Origin of the sequence: Kribbella sindirgiensis, from assembly GCF_004331435.1 — a bacterium.
Classification (GTDB): domain Bacteria; phylum Actinomycetota; class Actinomycetes; order Propionibacteriales; family Kribbellaceae; genus Kribbella; species Kribbella sindirgiensis.
On sequence record NZ_SJKA01000017.1, the window covers coordinates 14889 to 31217 of the forward strand.

The 16329-nt window shown below is 68.5% G+C and carries 19 protein-coding genes and 2 tRNA genes; 7 read left to right on the forward strand and 14 right to left on the reverse strand.

Annotated elements, in window-relative coordinates; all coding sequences use genetic code 11:
* Positions 1 to 74: 74 nt before the first annotated feature.
* The 3 genes from E0H50_RS33885 to E0H50_RS33895 are packed head-to-tail and all read left to right on the forward strand — an operon-like array spanning position 75 to position 1282.
* Positions 75 to 305, forward strand: a complete 231-nt coding sequence (locus E0H50_RS33885) for a hypothetical protein (protein ID WP_131295088.1) — start codon at positions 75 to 77, stop codon at positions 303 to 305.
* Positions 302 to 880: a class I SAM-dependent methyltransferase gene (locus tag E0H50_RS33890; protein ID WP_131295089.1), complete on the forward strand. Its 579-nt coding sequence runs from the start codon at positions 302 to 304 to the stop codon at positions 878 to 880. The genes E0H50_RS33885 and E0H50_RS33890 overlap by 4 nt, the downstream gene beginning before the upstream one ends.
* Complete coding sequence (locus E0H50_RS33895) at positions 881 to 1282, forward strand: GNAT family N-acetyltransferase (RefSeq protein ID WP_131295090.1); 402 nt, start codon at positions 881 to 883, stop codon at positions 1280 to 1282. It begins immediately after the preceding gene.
* On the opposite strand, the gene E0H50_RS33900 is transcribed toward E0H50_RS33895, so the two are convergent.
* From E0H50_RS33900 to E0H50_RS33930, 7 genes are all read right to left on the reverse strand, one after another.
* Positions 1260 to 1655 carry a VOC family protein gene (locus tag E0H50_RS33900; protein WP_131295091.1) on the reverse strand — a complete coding sequence of 132 codons (396 nt, stop codon included), beginning with the start codon at positions 1653 to 1655 and terminating at the stop codon, positions 1260 to 1262. The genes E0H50_RS33895 and E0H50_RS33900 overlap by 23 nt on opposite strands.
* Complete coding sequence (locus E0H50_RS33905) at positions 1648 to 2169, reverse strand: SRPBCC domain-containing protein (RefSeq protein WP_131295092.1); 522 nt, start codon at positions 2167 to 2169, stop codon at positions 1648 to 1650. The genes E0H50_RS33900 and E0H50_RS33905 overlap by 8 nt, the downstream gene beginning before the upstream one ends.
* Positions 2166 to 2483: an ArsR/SmtB family transcription factor gene (locus E0H50_RS33910; protein WP_131295093.1), complete on the reverse strand. Its 318-nt coding sequence runs from the start codon at positions 2481 to 2483 to the stop codon at positions 2166 to 2168. The genes E0H50_RS33905 and E0H50_RS33910 overlap by 4 nt, the downstream gene beginning before the upstream one ends.
* 574 nt (positions 2484 to 3057) lie before the next feature.
* Entirely contained in the window at positions 3058 to 4017 is a 960-nt protein-coding gene (locus E0H50_RS33915) for an acetylxylan esterase (RefSeq protein ID WP_131295094.1), read from the reverse strand.
* Between the two features lie 4 nt (positions 4018 to 4021).
* Positions 4022 to 4480: a hypothetical protein gene (locus E0H50_RS33920; RefSeq protein WP_131295095.1), complete on the reverse strand. Its 459-nt coding sequence runs from the start codon at positions 4478 to 4480 to the stop codon at positions 4022 to 4024.
* A gap of 34 nt (positions 4481 to 4514) precedes the next feature.
* Entirely contained in the window at positions 4515 to 5294 is a 780-nt protein-coding gene (locus E0H50_RS33925) for a hypothetical protein (RefSeq protein ID WP_131295096.1), read from the reverse strand.
* Between the two features lie 263 nt (positions 5295 to 5557).
* Entirely contained in the window at positions 5558 to 7150 is a 1593-nt protein-coding gene (locus tag E0H50_RS33930; protein ID WP_131295097.1) for an LCP family protein, read from the reverse strand.
* Positions 7151 to 7428: 278 nt separating this feature from the next.
* Between E0H50_RS33930 and E0H50_RS33935 the strand changes: the two genes are divergently transcribed.
* Positions 7429 to 7518 (forward strand) — tRNA-Ser (locus E0H50_RS33935).
* Between the two features lie 57 nt (positions 7519 to 7575).
* Here the strand turns inward: E0H50_RS33935 and E0H50_RS33940 are convergent.
* Positions 7576 to 8475 carry an LLM class flavin-dependent oxidoreductase gene (locus tag E0H50_RS33940; protein ID WP_131295098.1) on the reverse strand — a complete coding sequence of 300 codons (900 nt, stop codon included), beginning with the start codon at positions 8473 to 8475 and terminating at the stop codon, positions 7576 to 7578.
* Positions 8476 to 8504: 29 nt separating this feature from the next.
* Between E0H50_RS33940 and E0H50_RS33945 the strand changes: the two genes are divergently transcribed.
* Positions 8505 to 9161, forward strand: coding sequence for a phosphoribosyltransferase (locus E0H50_RS33945; RefSeq protein WP_238151557.1), 657 nt, complete (start codon positions 8505 to 8507; stop codon positions 9159 to 9161).
* Between the two features lie 88 nt (positions 9162 to 9249).
* Here E0H50_RS33945 and E0H50_RS33950 read toward each other — a convergent pair whose 3' ends face one another.
* The 4 genes from E0H50_RS33950 to E0H50_RS33965 all read right to left on the reverse strand — a co-directional run bounded on the left by E0H50_RS33950 (position 9250) and on the right by E0H50_RS33965 (position 14027).
* Positions 9250 to 11130: a phosphoenolpyruvate carboxykinase (GTP) gene (locus E0H50_RS33950; protein ID WP_131295100.1), complete on the reverse strand. Its 1881-nt coding sequence runs from the start codon at positions 11128 to 11130 to the stop codon at positions 9250 to 9252.
* 322 nt (positions 11131 to 11452) lie between these two features.
* Positions 11453 to 12673, reverse strand: coding sequence for a hypothetical protein (locus E0H50_RS33955; RefSeq protein ID WP_131295101.1), 1221 nt, complete (start codon positions 12671 to 12673; stop codon positions 11453 to 11455).
* Positions 12673 to 13266, reverse strand: a complete 594-nt coding sequence (locus tag E0H50_RS33960; RefSeq protein WP_238151558.1) for a hypothetical protein — start codon at positions 13264 to 13266, stop codon at positions 12673 to 12675. Before E0H50_RS33960 ends, E0H50_RS33955 begins: the two co-directional genes overlap by 1 nt.
* 206 nt (positions 13267 to 13472) lie before the next feature.
* Complete coding sequence (locus E0H50_RS33965; RefSeq protein WP_131295103.1) at positions 13473 to 14027, reverse strand: hypothetical protein; 555 nt, start codon at positions 14025 to 14027, stop codon at positions 13473 to 13475.
* An 80-nt stretch (positions 14028 to 14107) separates the two neighbouring features.
* Here E0H50_RS33965 and E0H50_RS33970 point away from each other — a divergent pair.
* Positions 14108 to 14180, forward strand: a tRNA-Arg gene (locus E0H50_RS33970).
* Positions 14181 to 14285: 105 nt separating this feature from the next.
* Here E0H50_RS33970 and E0H50_RS33975 read toward each other — a convergent pair.
* Positions 14286 to 15101, reverse strand: coding sequence for a bacteriocin fulvocin C-related protein (locus tag E0H50_RS33975; RefSeq protein ID WP_131295104.1), 816 nt, complete (start codon positions 15099 to 15101; stop codon positions 14286 to 14288).
* A gap of 332 nt (positions 15102 to 15433) precedes the next feature.
* Between E0H50_RS33975 and E0H50_RS33980 the strand changes: the two genes are divergently transcribed.
* Positions 15434 to 15751 carry a hypothetical protein gene (locus E0H50_RS33980; RefSeq protein WP_131295105.1) on the forward strand — a complete coding sequence of 106 codons (318 nt, stop codon included), beginning with the start codon at positions 15434 to 15436 and terminating at the stop codon, positions 15749 to 15751.
* Here the strand turns inward: E0H50_RS33980 and E0H50_RS33985 are convergent.
* Positions 15748 to 16326: a DinB family protein gene (locus tag E0H50_RS33985; RefSeq protein WP_131295106.1), complete on the reverse strand. Its 579-nt coding sequence runs from the start codon at positions 16324 to 16326 to the stop codon at positions 15748 to 15750. The two genes, E0H50_RS33980 and E0H50_RS33985, sit on opposite strands and share 4 nt — an antisense overlap.
* Positions 16327 to 16329 lie beyond the last annotated feature (3 nt).

Consider the following 16329-nt stretch of genomic DNA (forward strand, 5'->3'; position numbering starts at 1 on the left):
CCGGGCACCTCTCCTCGGAGAGCTGCCCGGCGTTCTCCGTGTTTGGTGGCCGGGGCGTGACGTACCTTGGCGGTATGGCGAACGTTCCGGTCTGCCCGGTGTGCGGAGAGCGCGGAATTCCGATCCTCTACGGTCTGCCCACGCCTGTCGCACGGGAAGCCGCCGCGGCCGGTCGGGTCCGGTTGTTCGGCTGCGTGATCCCAGCCGAACCCGACAACTGGACGTGCGCGCAGGACCACACCTGGCAGGCAGACGACGACCAGGTGCTGTCCGCCGCGATCGACGCCGCGCTGCACCGCGGATGAAGCAGCCGTGGAACCACAACATTCACTACCACCCGCAGATCCTCAAAGCCGTCCCGCACGGCGCTGAACGGGCGCTGGACATCGGCTGCGGCGAAGGCATGCTCGCCCGGAAGCTGCGCCGCGTCGTCCCGAAGGTCACCGGGATCGACCTCGACACACCCAGCCTCGAGCTGGCGTCCGCCCGCGGGGACGAGATCGAGTACGTGCACGGCGACTTCCTGCAGCATCCGTTCGAGCCCGAGTCGTACGACCTGGTCGCGTCGGTCGCCACGCTGCACCACGTCGACGCCCGCGCAGGGCTGCTTCGGATGCGTGAGCTCGTCCGTCCGGGAGGGGCGTTGGTGGTAGTCGGTCTGGCGCGTACGACGCCGCGCGACCTCCCGTACGCGGCAGCTGCCGTCACCGCGGCGTGCGCGCACCGAGCGACGAAGGGCCACTGGGAGCATCCGTCCCCGACGGTGTGGCCGCCACCCGTCACGTTCCACGACATGCGCGCCCTCGCCGCGGAACTCCTCCCCGGCTCGACCTACCGTCGCCACCTCCTCTTTCGCTACTCGATCACTTGGCGGAAATGAATGACCGTTGTCACGCCGGACGCCGAGCTGCTCGCACGCGCCATGCGGACCTTCATGAACGCGGACGCCGACGCCGACTACCTGGAAACACCAGGGACTCTGACCTTCGTGGCCACCGCTGCCGACGACATCACCGGCTGGTGCTGGGGCTACCAGCTCGCTCGGCCCGACGGCGCTTGCATGCTCTATCTGCACCAGTTGGAGGTCGTTGAATCCCATCGTGGGCGGGGCATCGGGCGGGCTCTGATGGGTGCGTTCATGGCCGCGGGACGGGCCGCTGGGGCGGGGAAGATGTTTCTCACGACCGGGGCCGAGAATGCTCCTGCGCGGGCTCTGTACGACTCGCTCGGTGGTGGGCTTGCCACTCAGGGGGCGACGGTCAACTACTGGTTCCTCCTCTAGCTGCTGTTTCGGTGTCCCAGGTGGAGAGGCAGAACGGGTGGCCGGCGGGGTCGGCGTACACGTAGCAGTGGTCGGAGTTGGGTTGGTAGTCGAGGAGTTTGGCGCCGGCTGCGATGACGCGAGCGCCCGTTGCGGTGAGGTCGTCGACGAGGAAGTCGAGGTGCATCTGCATGGGTACGTCGTTGCCGGGCCACTCTGGCGGCCGGAAATCCTCGACCTGCTGGAACGACAGCACCCCGTTGGGACCCGTGACGGACGCCCAGTGTGACGTGCCGCTGGCGGTTCCGCCGGTGATCTCGGCGTAGAAGTGGGCGAGCTCGAGGGCGTCGGGCGCGTTCACCGTGGTGCCCTCCAGCTTGATGCGGTCAGACATCGGTCTGCCGGTACGCCGGGGTGAGTTCGGTCCAGCGTGCGTGCCAGGCCGGGGCGGGCGTCTCCGCCGACCACCGGCTGTCGTGCGCGGGACCGTCGTTCGCCAGCGAACGGCCGAGGTCCTCCAGGTGGACCTGCCAGCCGGCGCCGTGGAAGTGCAGCGAGCCGACCGGCAGCCCGCGCTCCTCAACCACCAGTTTGGTTCGCGAGCCCACCGGGGTGAGCCAGGCCTCGAGTTGGCCTTCGTCCTCAGTGCCCGGCTCCGTCGTGAGCAGGAGATGGTGCGGCGCCTCGCAGACCTCGATCCGCACCGGACCGCTCCACGTGCTGGTGAAGACGGCATCGACCGTCCCGCCTTCCTGCAGCGTGCCGGACACCTGCGCGAGCCAGCGCTCGAGTCGCTCGGGCGTTGTGCAAGCCGCCCACAGGTCCTCGATATCCGTGTCGTACACATCCTCGACGCGCACCGCACCACGCGTTTCGTCGAGCGCCCGCATCGTCCCCAGGATCTTCATGACCGTGCCTTCTTTCCGCGAGCGACCTCTGTGTGCAGCGCATCCAGCCGGTTCCGCCACAGCGCGCGGTACCCCTCCAGCCACTCGTCCACCTCGACGAGCGCCTCCGGCCGCAGGCTGTAGATCCGCCGCTGCGCCTCCTGCCGTACGTCGACCAGCCCGGCCTCCCGCAACACCCGAAGATGCCGCGACACCCCCGGCCGCGCAATCGGCAACGCATCCGCCAACTCCCCGGCCGTCGCCGGATGATCCCGCAAGATCCCCAACACCGTCCGCCGACTCCCATCCGCCAACGCCTGCAACACCACATCCATGACGTCGAATGTACCCAATTGGGTACGTAACCGCAAGGGTACATATGGTCAATGTGCGGGCTCGAGGCGCAGCTCAGGAGAACCCTGCCATCGCGCGGATATCCGGCGCCGAAAACGGCAGCTCGACAGGACGTATGCATCTACTGCCCGCCCGTCCGCACCGGACGGCAGGCCGGATCGCCGGACAGTGGACGTATACGTACTGTCGACCTGCACAACCCGCAGCACAACCCACCCGAGCCCTAACCCGGCATCCTCGCCCACACATCCAACACAAGGCCGGATATCCGGCTCTTGTGGCGCATGTGTGGGTCGGCAGGGCTGAGTCGGGAGTCACCAGGTGGCCGGTGGTCTGGGCCCGGAGTTTAATGCCGGGGGCGCGGACAGCGTCAAGGCGCAGTGGACACGAAATACCGTGTCCCAGCCCACCAGAACCTGTCTCATGGCCCGACAACTCACAGCGCGGCGTGGGGGGGCGCACACCGCCCGCGCCGCGCCGCGCTCAGACACCCACACACACGGCAGGAGAGCCGGATCTCCCTTTGAACGGATGGGCTGGTCCCAACCGCGGTGCTCAGAGTTTGGTGCCGATCAGTTGGTAGATGTCGTCTCGGGCGCCTGGTAGGTCGTCGTGGCCGAAGTCTGGGTAGGTGCGGAGCTCTTTGGGGGAGGTCACCTTGTTGTAGGCGGCGAACTGGGTCGACGGTGGGCAGATCTGGTCCTCGAGGCCGGTGAAGAGGGTGAGCTCGGCCTGGATTCGGGGCGCCAGGTGCTGGATGTCGATGTAGCCGAGGGTCGTGAAGACCTCCTCCTGCCGGAGGTGCCGCGGGTCGCGTTTGCGGAACCACGTGACGATCTCGTCGTACGGCGACGTTTCCAGGTTCAGGTCCCACGTCCGCTGATAGTCGGACAGGAAGGGGAACACACTCGCGACGTACTTGATCGACGGCGTCAGCGCCGCCGCAACCAGCGACAGTCCACCGCCCTGGCTCCATCCGGTCGTCGCGATCCGGGACGCGTCGACCTCCGGCAGTTCGCCGATGAGGTCCGCCAGGCGCCGCGTGTCCAGGAAGACGTGCTTGTAGAGCAGCCCGTCCGGCCCGTCGTCGAGCCCGTGCACCAGGTGGTGATGCAGCGAGAAGCTGTTCGAGGCCTGCGACGACGTACGGAACCCGACCTGCTCGCGCACATCGAGCGCCGCGACCGTGAACCCGCGGGCGGCGTACGGCAGGAGGTCGACCCAGGCCGGCTGTTCACCGCCGTACCCGTGGAAGAGCAGCACGGCCGGCCCGGTCGGCTCGGCGGGTCGCAGGACCTTCGCGTGCACGCGGTACCCGCCGGTCCCGGTGAAGTAGAGGTGCTGCGCGGTCGCCGTCGTCAGCGGGAAGTCGACGGCGTCGACGAACTCCGCCTCGGCCGGCACCGAGTCGAGATCTAGTAGCGCCTTGTCCCAGAACGCGTCGAAGTCCGCGGGCCGCGGGTTCGTGCCCTGGTACGTGAGGAGTTCGTCGTACGACAGCTCGAAGGAAAGCACCGCATCATTCTGCGCTGCCGGTGTCCTCCGGGGCAGTCCCGTCCCAGATCGTGTACCCGTGGGCCGCGTTCAGCTTGTCCCGCAGCGCGGTCTCCAGGCTCTCGGCCTTCCCGGGCGCCAGCCACGACACCGGCAGCAGGACCGGGTGGTCGGGGTTCTTGGTACGCAGCACGATCGCCTCGCCGTGCGTGGTCTCGACCCGGCCGACCTCGGTGATGTCGGTCCAGGGCGTGCGCAGGCCGCGGACCTCGAGGTCGCCGTCGCGGAGCCGCGCGACCTTCGGCGGCCGAACCAGGATCCACAGGCCGGCCAGCGCGATCATCCCGCCGAGCGTGACGAACACCGAGACGGCCACACCCGGCAGCCCCAGTGCCCAGAGCACCGCGGCCACCCCGAGAATGATCAGTCCAGCGGCCAGGATCCCGAGGAATCGTCCGGCCCGCATCCGGTACGTCGTACGCATCGCCACAGGATCTCATCCGGCCGGGGCGACCGGATCAGAAGGCTTCCGTCTCGGACGCCTGGGTGTTGCCGGCAATCGACTTGAGCGTCAGCGTCCACGAGAACGACCCGTCCAGGAACCGCTCGAGCTTGGAGTACGAACAGTTCTCGGTGAACCGGTTGTTCCTCGCGTCCCAGTTCGTCCCGGTCTTGTAATAGACCCAGTAGTCGCCGCGGATCCCGTTCAGCGTCGCGGACTTGTTCGCCCGGACGTAGATCGACGCCTGTGGCTTGCGCGGATTGCTCGCCGTGACCACGACCACGATGTCCGAGCCGGCGTTGATGATCCGGAGCGAGCCGGAGCCGCGCGAGCCGGACCGCTGGAAGACGTCGCCGTTCTCGCCCCGGCCGCCGAACACGGCCGGCTGCGCCAGCTTCGCGGGCACCGACAGCCCACCGAACTTCACACCCTTGCCGATCGACGTCTGCACACCCTGCGCGAGCTGGGCGTAGGCGAGCCGTACGCCGCTCTTCGCCTCGTACAGCCGGACGTCCAGCGCCTTCGGCAGACCGCAGCTGGTCTTCGTCTCCCCGGCCTTGGTCAGCTCGGTCGCCACGTTCCCGGCGTACGCGTCGAAGGCGTCGAGGACCTGGGGATGCGCGGACACCAGGCCGCGCGGCGGCGTGATCTTCACGAGCTCACGGCGTTCGAGTACGACGGCGCCGGCGAGCTGGGCACGGGACGCGTCGAACGCGGCGACCGTCTGCGCGTTCATCACGCGCGCGACGTACGGCTTGAGGACCTTCTCGACATTGGTCAGTGCCCGCTGGTACATCGGCACCGAAAGCGCGACGGGAGTCGGTGTCGGCTTGGGGACCGGCTTGGGTGCCGCTGACGAAGGCGGTGGCGGGCTGGAGCTGGTCGTCGTACCCCCTGCCGAGGGCGCGTCCGCACTGTCCGCGTTGCTGCTGCAGCCTGCGCAGAGCAGAGCCGCAACTCCGACCACAACCGCTACCGAACGCCTCACAGTCACCCCCAGGTGTGACCAATCTTCACTTTGGTCCAATACTTCCCTGGGAGAGGTTCACCAAATCCGGATCAGTTGGTTCCGGTCTGGCTCGGGTTGTACGCGCAGGCGTCGTTCAGGTTCTGCGCGGCGCCCGGGGTGGCGGTCGTCTTCGGCGGAGTCGTCGGCCGCTTCGTGCTGCCGGAGGTCGGCGCCGTGGTCGGCTTCTTGGTCGCCGTCGGCGTCGACGCGACCGGGGCGGTCTTCGGGGAGATCGCCTTCTGGATGATCTCCCGCATCGCCTCGTAGTCCGGGTTCTTGCCGCTCGGGAAGTTCTTGTCCTTGTCCAGGTCGATGTTCGCGACCTTCGCGTTCTTCACCTTCAGCCCGAGCTGGATGAACGCCGGCAGGATCTCCTGCGGGATGTCCGTCCGCAGCAGCTGCTTCCCGGCCTTCGCGATCTGCTGGTACGACGTGACGAGCGCCTGCGGGCTCGCGCTGTTCACCAGCGCGTGGATCGTGCAGCGCTGCCGCTCCTGCCGGGACGGGTCGCTGAGGCCGTAGCGGCCGCGCGCGAACCACAGTGCGTGGTACCCGTCCAGCTTCTGGTTCGGGCCCTTCTCGATGTACCCGCTCGGCTTCTTCTCGCTGTTCGACCCAGGGCCGGCGCCGTAGTCGCCGCCGATCGGCACCCGGTAGTTGACGTTCACGGTGATGCCGCCGAGCGCGTCGATCATCTGCCGGAAACCGGCCAGGTTGACCTGCATGTAGTAGTCGATGTCCAGGCCGAGCGCGGCGCTCGCGGCCAGCTTGACCACGTCCGCGCCCTCGTTGTCGGTCTGGCCGAGGATCCCCGGGTGCGCCTTCGGGACGTTCTCGTACATCGCGTCCAGGTAGTACTCCGGCTGCTCGACGTTGCCCAGGTTCGGGTCCCAGAAGCCGTCCGGGTACGCCTTGTGCAGTGGCGAGTTCTCCGGGAACGGCATCCGCATCCAGTTCCGGCTCAGCGAGATCAGCGCGGTGTCACCGGTCTTGGTGTCGATACTCGCCACGATCACGGTGTCCGTACGGGTGCCCTCGCGGCCGACGCCGTCGTCGGCGCCGAGCAGCAGCAGGTTCAGCCGCGGGATCTTCGCCCACGGGTCGCTCGCGTTCGCGACCTTCGGCCGGGTCGCGCTCTTCGAGTTGCCCTCGGACTGGAACACGCTGCCGATCAGGTCACGCTGCGCCATCACGGTCTGCGCCGCGACAGTCGTCGGTACGGCGATCGCGAAACACAGCAGCCCGACGAACATCGAGCCCGCCAGCCGGCCGGTGTAGGTCATGCTGACCGGGCGGAGCAGCTTGTGCGACGCGACCACGGTCCAGATCCAGCCGATCCCGAGCAGGACGACGGCACCGGTCGCGACCAGCAGCTGACGCGGGGAGACGAGCAGGGCGAGGACGGAGTCGCGGTGCGTGAGACCGACGTACGCGCCGATCAGCAGCAGGCCGATGCTGATCGTCAGGACGAACGCGCCGAGCTTCTTCCGGCCGCCCATCAGCAGGCCCGAGCCGGGGACCAGGGCGCTGAGCAGGGTCAGGCTGATCGCCTTCGACGCCGTCCGGGCACGGTGCGTTCGGGCCCGGGACCGGCTGGCACGAGGCGCTGCCCTCCGACCGGCTGCGCGAGTACTCCGCGACATGGCTCCGTTCCCTGATCGACGACGTCACGACCCTTCCGTCGGCCGCGCCAGGCAGCCCACGGTACTTCAGACGCCCACGACACCCAGTTGGTTGACGCGTTGGTTGACGTGATGCTGGCGACCCCCGTCGATGTTCGTCAGGGTACAGGGGCTGTGGGCTACTACCGCAACGTGCCGTGTCAGCGACCCAGCGTGCCCGGCGACCCGCTTTGCTCCCGGACCGGTCGAGCGGATACTCTTGGCCGTCGTCGTGTCCGCTCCCTGAGTGGACCGTCGGAGGAGGCGTCGCCTAGTCCGGTCGATGGCGCCCGCCTGCTAAGCGGGTTGAGGGTTACCCCCTCTCGCGGGTTCAAATCCCGCCGCCTCCGCTCCTTGGAGCTCCCTGTCTGCGGAAGCGCAGACCAGGGAGCTCCTTCTTTTCACCGTTAGCTGGTCAGCTCTCGTTTGGCTTCCGCTATGCGCTCTATCGAGCGGGGGGTCATGGGTTCTGGGGAGACGATCAGGTGGTTGACGCCTAGCTTCTGGTACGCCTCGGCGGTTTCGGGGAGGGCTTGTACCGGGATGGCGTTGGGGTTGGGGTCGGGGGCTTGCTGGTCCGGGTCGCGGACGATGATGCCTGCGGTGCGGGCTACTGCCTCTGCGGGGCGGTTGGCGGTTTGGAGGGCTTGGCGGAGGGTTTCCAGGCGCTCCTCCACCTGCAGGTTCGGGGCGCCGTACCAGGCGGTGTTCCAGGCGTCGGCCCACTGGGCGATCAGCTGCATCATCCGGGGCCGGTGGCCGGCCACCAGGATCGGGATCTGGTGGGGTGGGGCTGGGTCAAGGTTGGCTTCGCGCACCTTGTAGTACTTGCCTTCGTAGGTGACCGTCTCGCCACGGACCAGGCGCGCCACGATCTCGAGCCATTCGGCGAAGCGGCCCACTCGGTGGTCTGTGGGAAGGCCGAACGCCTCGTACTCCGGGTCGTGCCAGCCCGCGCCGACGCCTAGCGTCAGGCGGCCGCCGGAGACCTCGTCCAGCGTGGCGGCCATCTTCGCGGTCAGGCCGGGGTCGCGGAACGACGCGCAGAGCACCATGTTGCCGAGCTCGACCCGGGACGTCACCGCGGCGATCGCGCTCAGCAGGGTCCAACTGTCGTGCATGCCGAAGATCTGGCCCTCCGGATCCCGGTAGAGGAAATGGTCCGCGAGCCAGACCGAGTCCACCCCGCCCTCGTCGGCCGCCTCCGCAGCCGCCCGCACGTCCTTCCACCCGGGCATCCCGCCATCGGGCCCGTCCCCGGCTCCGAGCGGAAGCATCACACCGATCTTCATGTCCACGGTTCGCATGCGGTCAACGTACGTGGATCATGGGCGCTATGAGGAGGCCGTACCCGGATCGGGCGGCCGCGGGCCGCGTGCTCGCCGACGAGCTCGGATCGGTCGGCGGTTCCGTCCTGGTCCTCGGGCTGGCGCGGGGCGGCGTACCCGTCGCGGGTCCGGTCGCGGACGCCCTGGACGCGGAGCTCGACGTACTGATCGTGCGCAAGCTGGGGCTGCCCGGCCAGCCGGAGCTGGCGATGGGCGCGATCGCCGGCGTCGGCGAGGAACTGCACGTGGTCCGCAACGAGTCGATCGCTGCGGAGGTCGACCCGGAGACGCTGGAGGCCGTACGCCGGCAGGAGGTCCGGGAGCTGCGCCGGCGCGAGCAGGCGTACCGCGGGGACCGGCCGCCGATCGACGTACGGGACCGCGTGGTCATCCTGATTGACGACGGCCTCGCGACCGGTGCGACGATGCGTGCCGCGGTCGAGGCAGTACGACGCCATCGGCCGGCGCGCGTGATAGTCGCCGTACCCGTGGGCGGCATCGAGAGCTGCCGGCGGCTGTCGCGGGTCGCGGATCAGGTGGTGTGCGCCTGGATCCCGCGGTACTTCACCGCGGTCGGGCAGGCGTACCGCGACTTCTCGTCGGTGAGCGACGACGAGGTCCGGCGGGTGCTCGCGGACAACACAGCGCGGCGCCCCGGCGGATGATCCAGGGCGCCGCGCTGTAAGGCCCTGTCTGGATCACCAGACGGGGCCTGGCCCGGCCGCCGGCTTCCGACTCGGCGGCCGGTGCTCGTCAGGCCAGCCGGGCCTTCAGGTGGTCGAGCTCGACCTTGAGCTCGGTCGGAACGGTGTCGCCGAGCTTGGCGAACCATTCCTCGATCAGCGGGATCTCGGCCTTCCACTGCTCGACGTCAACGTCGAGCGCGATCTCCAGGTCCTGCGCCGTCATGTCCAGCCCGGCGACGTCGAGCGCGTCCGCGGCCGGCACCCGGCCGATCGGCGTCTCGACCGCGTCCGCCTGGCCCTCGATCCGCTCGATGACCCACTTCAGCACGCGGCTGTTCTCACCGAAGCCCGGCCAGACGAACTTGCCGGCCGCGTCCTTGCGGAACCAGTTCACGTAGAAGATCTTCGGCAGCTGCGCCGCGTCGTGCTGCTTGCCGACGGTCAGCCAGTGGTCGAAGTACTGGCCGGCGTCGTACCCGAGGAACGGCAGCATCGCCATCGGGTCCCGCCGTACGACGCCCACCTCGCCGACCGCCGCGGCGGTGGTCTCCGAGGACAGCGTCGCGCCCATGAACACGCCGTGCGCCCAGTCCCGCGACTCGGTCACCAGCGGGACCGTGGTGGCGCGGCGGCCGCCGAAGATGATCGCGGAGATCGGTACGCCGTTCGGGTCGTCGTACTCGTCGGCGATGATCGGGCACTGCTTGATCGGCGTGCAGAACCGGCTGTTCGGGTGGCTGGACAGCTCGCCCGAGGCCGGCGTCCACTCGCGACCCTTCCAGTCGGTCAGGTGGTCCGGCGGAGTCGGCGAGTAGCCCTCCCACCAGACGTCACCGTCGTCGGTGAGTGCGACGTTGGTGAAGACCGAGTTGCCCTTCTCGATGGTGCGCATCGCGTTCGGGTTGGTCTTCCAGCCGGTGCCCGGGGCCACGCCGAACAGGCCGAACTCCGGGTTCACGGCGTACAGCCGGCCGTCCTTCCCGAAGCGCATCCAGGCGATGTCGTCGCCCAGCGTCTCGACCTCCCACCCCTCCAGGGTCGGGTCGAGCATCGCCAGGTTCGTCTTGCCGCACGCGCTCGGGAAGGCGGCCGCGATGTAGTGGACCTTCTTCTCCGGCGAGATCAGTTTCAGGATCAGCATGTGCTCGGCCAGCCAGCCCTCGTCGCGCGCCATCGCGCTCGCGATCCGCAGCGAGTAGCACTTCTTGCCGAGCAGCGAGTTGCCGCCGTACCCGGAGCCGTAGGACCAGATCGTCCGCTCCTCGGGGAACTGGACGATGTACTTCTCGTCGTTGCACGGCCACGGCACGTCCTGCCGGCCGGGTGCGAGCGGCGCGCCGACCGAGTGCAGGCAAGGGACGTACGACGCCGTGTCGCCGAGCTTCTCGAGGACGTCGGCGCCGGTGCGGCACATGATCCGCATCGACGCGACGACGTACGCCGAGTCGGTGATCTCGACGCCGAACATCGGCTTCTCCGCCGTCAACGGACCCATACAGAACGGGACGACGTACATCGTCCGGCCCTTCATGCTGCCGCGGTACAGCTCGGTCATCAGCGCCTTCATCTGCGCCGGGTCCATCCAGTTGTTGGTCGGACCCGCGTCCTTCTCCTCGGCGGAGCAGATGAACGTGCGCTGCTCGACCCGGGCGACGTCCGACGGGTCGGTGCGGACCCAGAACGAGTTCGGCTTCTTCTCGTCGTTCAGCCGGACCATGGTGCCGGCCGCGATCAGTTCGTCGGTGAGCTTCGCGTACTCCGCGTCCGACCCGTCGACCCAGTGGATCCGGTCGGGCTGCGTGAGTTCGGCGACCTCGGCCACCCAGGCCAGCAGGCCGGCATGGCGGGTCGGTGCGTCGGTCAGGTCGTACGGCGCTGCCGGGAGGGGTTCCGTTGCGGCTGCTGAGGTAGCGGTCTCGGTATGGGTCGGGCTGGCGGTGGTCGTCATCGGCGGCTCATTCCCTCTCGGCTGTCGGCGCCGGCAACCGTGCGGCCCCTCGACGCTGAGGGGGTACGGCTCCGGCCGCCGGGGTCTCCGGCGGTTCGATTCAGCTGGCTGGCGGTGTGATCTGTCGCAGACCAGTGCGTCCAGTGGACGTATACCAGTGTGCAAGTGGTACTACGGTACGGGATCGACGCGAGTGCTGAGAACCCCTAGAACGTGAACCCGGTCACAAAGTTTTCGCGACAATCGCTTTCCGGTTCGGCTTGTGAAAATGAGAACGGCCCGCGCTGTTCGCGCGGGCCGTTCCAGGAGATTTTCCGGTCTGTCAGGCGGTCTGCCGCCAGATGTCGTTCACCAGCCGCTGGATGTCCGCGGCCTCACCGGGCTGGCCGTAGACCATCGCCCCGACCAGCCACCACTGGCCGCCGCTCTGGAACGCGCGCGTCATCGTGATCGTGTACGGCGCCTTCGTCGACACCGTCAGCCAGGTACGCGCGTCCTTCGCGGCCGCCGGCGCGGTGGTCTTGTAGATCTGCGTCCACTGCTGGTCGAACGTCGTCCGGTCGGACAGGCACTTGGCCAGGCTCGCGCACGGATGCAGCGCGAGCTGCGCGCGGAACGCGTTCTTCAGACCGCCCTGGTCGTACTCGGTCGAGGTCACGATCCGCCGCAGGATCAGCTGCGACGACTCGCCCAGGAAGTCCACCTGCGGCGGCCGCGGCCAGCCGATCGCGAACGGTAGCTCGGCGTTCGCGACGACCTGGACGTCGGCACCGGCGGGGTACGTCGCGCCGAAGACGCCCGGCGATCCGTCGGAGCGCTTGTACGGCGCGGTCGTCACCCGGTGGATCGGCGGGATCAGGACACTCGAGGCGATCGGCTCCGGATTGACGGCCGGCGGCGGGGCGGCCTCGGCCGGCTCCTCCTTGACGCTGCCGCCGATCGCGGTGCCGATCGAGTAGGCGATGCTGAACACGATCAGCACGGCGACCGCGACGACGCCGTAGATCCAGGCCCCGATCTTGCGCCGGTACTGGCGGGCGATCTCGATCTTCGTCTGCGCCTGCTGCTCTTCTACCTGTTCCGGTGCCGGCTGCTCGGGGCGATCGACGTACGACGGGATGCTGCCGCGCTGGGTGTTGTCGCCGGGCACGAGGACCGGCGGCGTCGCGCCGAAGCCGACGAGCTGGTTGCGGACCGCCTCCAGCGACTCGTCGTCGTTCCCGAGTACGCCGTCGAGCGGGTCGACCAGGCGCTCGGCGCCGGTCTCGCCGTGGACGAGCTGCGTGATCGCGTACGGACGGCCCGAGGCGAAGTTGGCCGCCCAGAGCGGGGTTTCCTGCCGGCCGGGTTCGAGCGCGGCGCCCCGGCTCGCCCGGGTCAGGCGGTCGACCACGGTCGGGTTCCGGGCGCCCTCCTCACTGAGGACGAGCGCGATCACGTCCGTCCCGGTGAACGTGCGGCCGTGCCACATCTCCGCCAGCGGGTGCAGCAGGATCCGCTGATCGAACTGGTAGCCCGGGATCTCCGGCGTGCTGTTCGTCATCACTGTTTGCTTTCCCAGATCGCCCGGTCCGCGAGGGCCAGCGCCGCCTTCTGCGCCGTGTCCGCGTCCACAGGGTTGGCCTTGTAGTCCACCTGTACGACGATGTCCGCGCGTTGCACCAGCGTGTGGACGGCCCACGACTCACCGGCCAGCCCGCTCGCGGTCCGGCTGACCTTGGTCGGGTACGGGCGGGCCTCCTCGTACTTCGTCATCGTCGACCGGCTGAACGTCCGCTCCGCGACCTGGGTCGGCGAGAACGGCGCATTCCCCGCGCCGGCGTCCAGACCGCCGTACGCCGTGATCGTGACCTTCAGGCTCGCCGACGTGTACGCCCGGATCTTCTGGCCCGAGGCGGCCGCCGTACAGCTGACCGTCGACGTACCGCTCTGCGTCATCGTCACCGGACCGGACGATGCCTTGGGCAACAGGTTCGCCACGTCCCCGATCCGCGCACACAGATCCGCCGGCAGCGCCCGCGCCGGCAGGATGTCCTTCGGCGTCACCGGCTCCCCGACCGCGAACCCCACCCCACCCCCCACCAGCGCGGCCACACCACACCCGATCGCCGTACCCCGCACCAGTCGACTACCCATGCCCGCGACCCTAACCACGCGAAGGTCCTCCGCCGCCCCCAACCTCCGCGCCGCGCGCCGACTGTGAACAAGAAATGGTGACTGTGAACAGGAAGTGGTGGCTGTGAACAGCAAATAACCTGTCCACAGCCACCGCGGGCGTGGTCACGCCCCCAAACCCGGCCCGGCCCAGCGAGCGGGTCGGCGTACCGGAGTTGCCTGCCGTGTCAGCTGAGGAGCGTCTTTACCGAGCCGCCGGACTCGGTGAGCTTCGTACCGAGCCCGTTCAGCGCCTCGCCCACCGTGGCGAGGATGCCGGAGAGGTCCTGCAGATTCCCGGCCAGCGCCTCGATCTCGGTCGCGACCCCGCCGATCTGCCCACTCCCGTCGTTCAGCTTCTTCGCCGCCGCGTCGCCGATCCCGGGGATCTTGTCCAGCTCACCCGCGAGCCCTGCCAGCATCCCGGCCGCGTCGTGCAGCTTGTCCTTGGCCGCGTTCATCGTCCCGGCGCTCCCGGCCAGCGCCTTCCGCGCGCCGCCTTCGCCGTCGTCCCCGACCAGCGCCCCGGCCGCCTTCGCCGCCTGCTCACCGGCCTCCGCCAGCCCCGACCCGATCGTCTTCAGCAGCTCCGGCAGCTTCCCGATGAGCCCGAGCGCGTCATCCGGCAACCCGCGCACCAGATTCAGCACCTTCTGGAAGTCGTCCGAGTTCTCCATCACGAACCCGACCGCCTTCTTCACATCCCCCAGATCCCGCCCACCGAGCAAGTCCTCAATACCCATGCGCGGATCGTAAACACCCCTCCCCGGACCCGATTGGCAAACATCCGCCCGCGCCATGTATCGTTACTCGACGTTGTCCAGCGCTCGTAGCTCAACGGATAGAGCATCTGACTACGGATCAGAAGGTTGGGGGTTCGAATCCCTCCGAGCGCGCAACTTTGAAGCCCAGGATCAGTCCGCTGACCTGGGCTTTTGTATTTCCCGGGACGTACCGGAAGGGCGGCCCAACCGCTCGGCCGCCCTCCCTGGGTAGATGGTTCAGCTGCAGGTTCCGTCGCACGGTTCGACCCAGGCGGTGCCGCAGCCGCTCGGGCGGTAGTCACAGTTTCCGGGGTAGCAGTGCAGGTCTCCACACCAAGCATCGGTGGTAGCGCAGGGGCAGGTGTCCGCGGTGCCGGTTCTCGCGGTCTGGGTCAGCGAGGCAGGGGCGGGGCCGAGCGTCGCGATCGCGGCGTACGCCTCTGGCTTGCTGAATGCTTCGATCGCCGCGTTCCTCAGGGCGCGGAGTCTCGCCGTGACGGCGGACCGCCCGGCCTGCTCCGGTTCCCAGATCTCGTGCCGGGTGACGAGGGCACGGGCCTCGTCGAGGACTTTGTGCTGCTCGGGAGTAAGGCTGGGCCGGGCGGCGCGGAACTGGTCGAGATGGGCTGTCCACAGCCGGCTGCGGACCTCGGGCGCGGAAGCGGCGAAGATCTCCCGACGGAAGGTCAGCGGATACTTTGCGAAGGTGTCGTAAGTATCGGGCAGCGGGTTTGCCGCGACCCAGTCACGGGCCGATTGCTTCTCGATGTCGGCAAAGGCAGGCATCGTGCCGGTCAGGGCCATACCTGCCAGGACGCCGACCCCACCCGACAGTCGCAGGAAGCGCGCTCGGCTCAACTGCACCGCACCGGTCGGGGCACCCGGTAGTTCATCGGCCCGGCCGTCAGCGCGGCGGCGAAGCCTCCCCAGTGCCTGGATGACCCGGGCGCTCGCGGCCGGCCCGAGTCGACGGGCGAGTGGCAGCGCGATCGCACGCCCGGTCCAGGCCCGGACCCGATCGCCGTCTACCCGCAGCAGGGTCGGTGCCCACACCGGGTCAGGGCCCAACGCCCGAACCCGAAGGGTTTGTACGTCGGCGTCCCCCAGCGGTCTGATCTCCAGGCCCGGTCCGCATGCTTCCGCAACCGCATCGGACACACTGGTGCACGTTCCGCACGATGCGTCGAACGCAAGAATCCACTGCTGAACCATAGGCATCCCTTCTCAGCCGATCATGCTGGAAGACCAGCGTGATCGATCACGCTACAAGGGCCGGAGGTCACGCGTTGTGGTCAAGCGGCTGCTCCCGGTACTGGGCATGAGGCGGGGCCGGATTGCGCCGATGAACTCGGGATTCGCTGTGTCCGGGGGTCGTCTCTGGAAGAATGTCTGGCGTGCCGGTCGATCGTCCGAGGGTCGTTTGTCTGTGCGGTTCGCTGCGCTTCGGACGGGAGTTTGCGGCCGAGCGCAAGCGCTTGACGCTCGAGCTGGCGATCGTCCTGGCCCCGGAGGCCGCTGACGTGCCGGTGCCGGACCCTTCGCTCGTGCGGGCGTTGGGCGAGCTGCATCTGCGCAGGATCGACCTCTCGGACGAGGTGCGCATCGTGAATCCCGGGGGCTATATCGGAGCGGCCACCCGCCGCGAGATCGGATACGCCACCACCTTGGGCAAACGCGTGACGTACCTCGAACCGGACAGCTAGCCGATTCCCCGGTAGTGGTCGGCCGCCGCCTGAACCCTGGCGACGTACGCCTCCCATCTGGCCGGGTCACCGAAGTCGCCGTAGTCGGAGCCTGCTCGCCCGTCGACCAACTCCCGGACGACGTCGATGTGACCCCCATGGCGGCATTCCTCGCCGAGCACGATCACGATCATGTCGCCGAGAGTCGTCGACCTGTGGTTCTCGTCCCAGTGGGGTACTTCGCCGGGTGAGTCGAAATCGAGGTCCTGGATGGTTTGATCGGCCTGCTCACACGCCGCGTGGTACCAGGCCAGGACCGCTTCGCTCGACTCCGTGGAGCGAACCCACATGTCGCCGTTGTGCCAGAGCTCTTCGTCCCAGTCGTCCGGTAAGGGCGGTGGCGGAAGGGGGCGGCCGAAGGTCTCGCAGAGGTACGCGTGTTCGATACCGCCGAGGTGCCTGAGAATCCCCAGAAGGTTGCTTCCCGTCGGGGTCAGCGGCCGGCGCAGGTCGTACTCCGTCAGTCCTTCGAACTTGCTGAGAGTGGTCTTTCTCGCCCCGCGGAGGGAGTCGTGCAGCCGGGACTTCAGATCCATCCC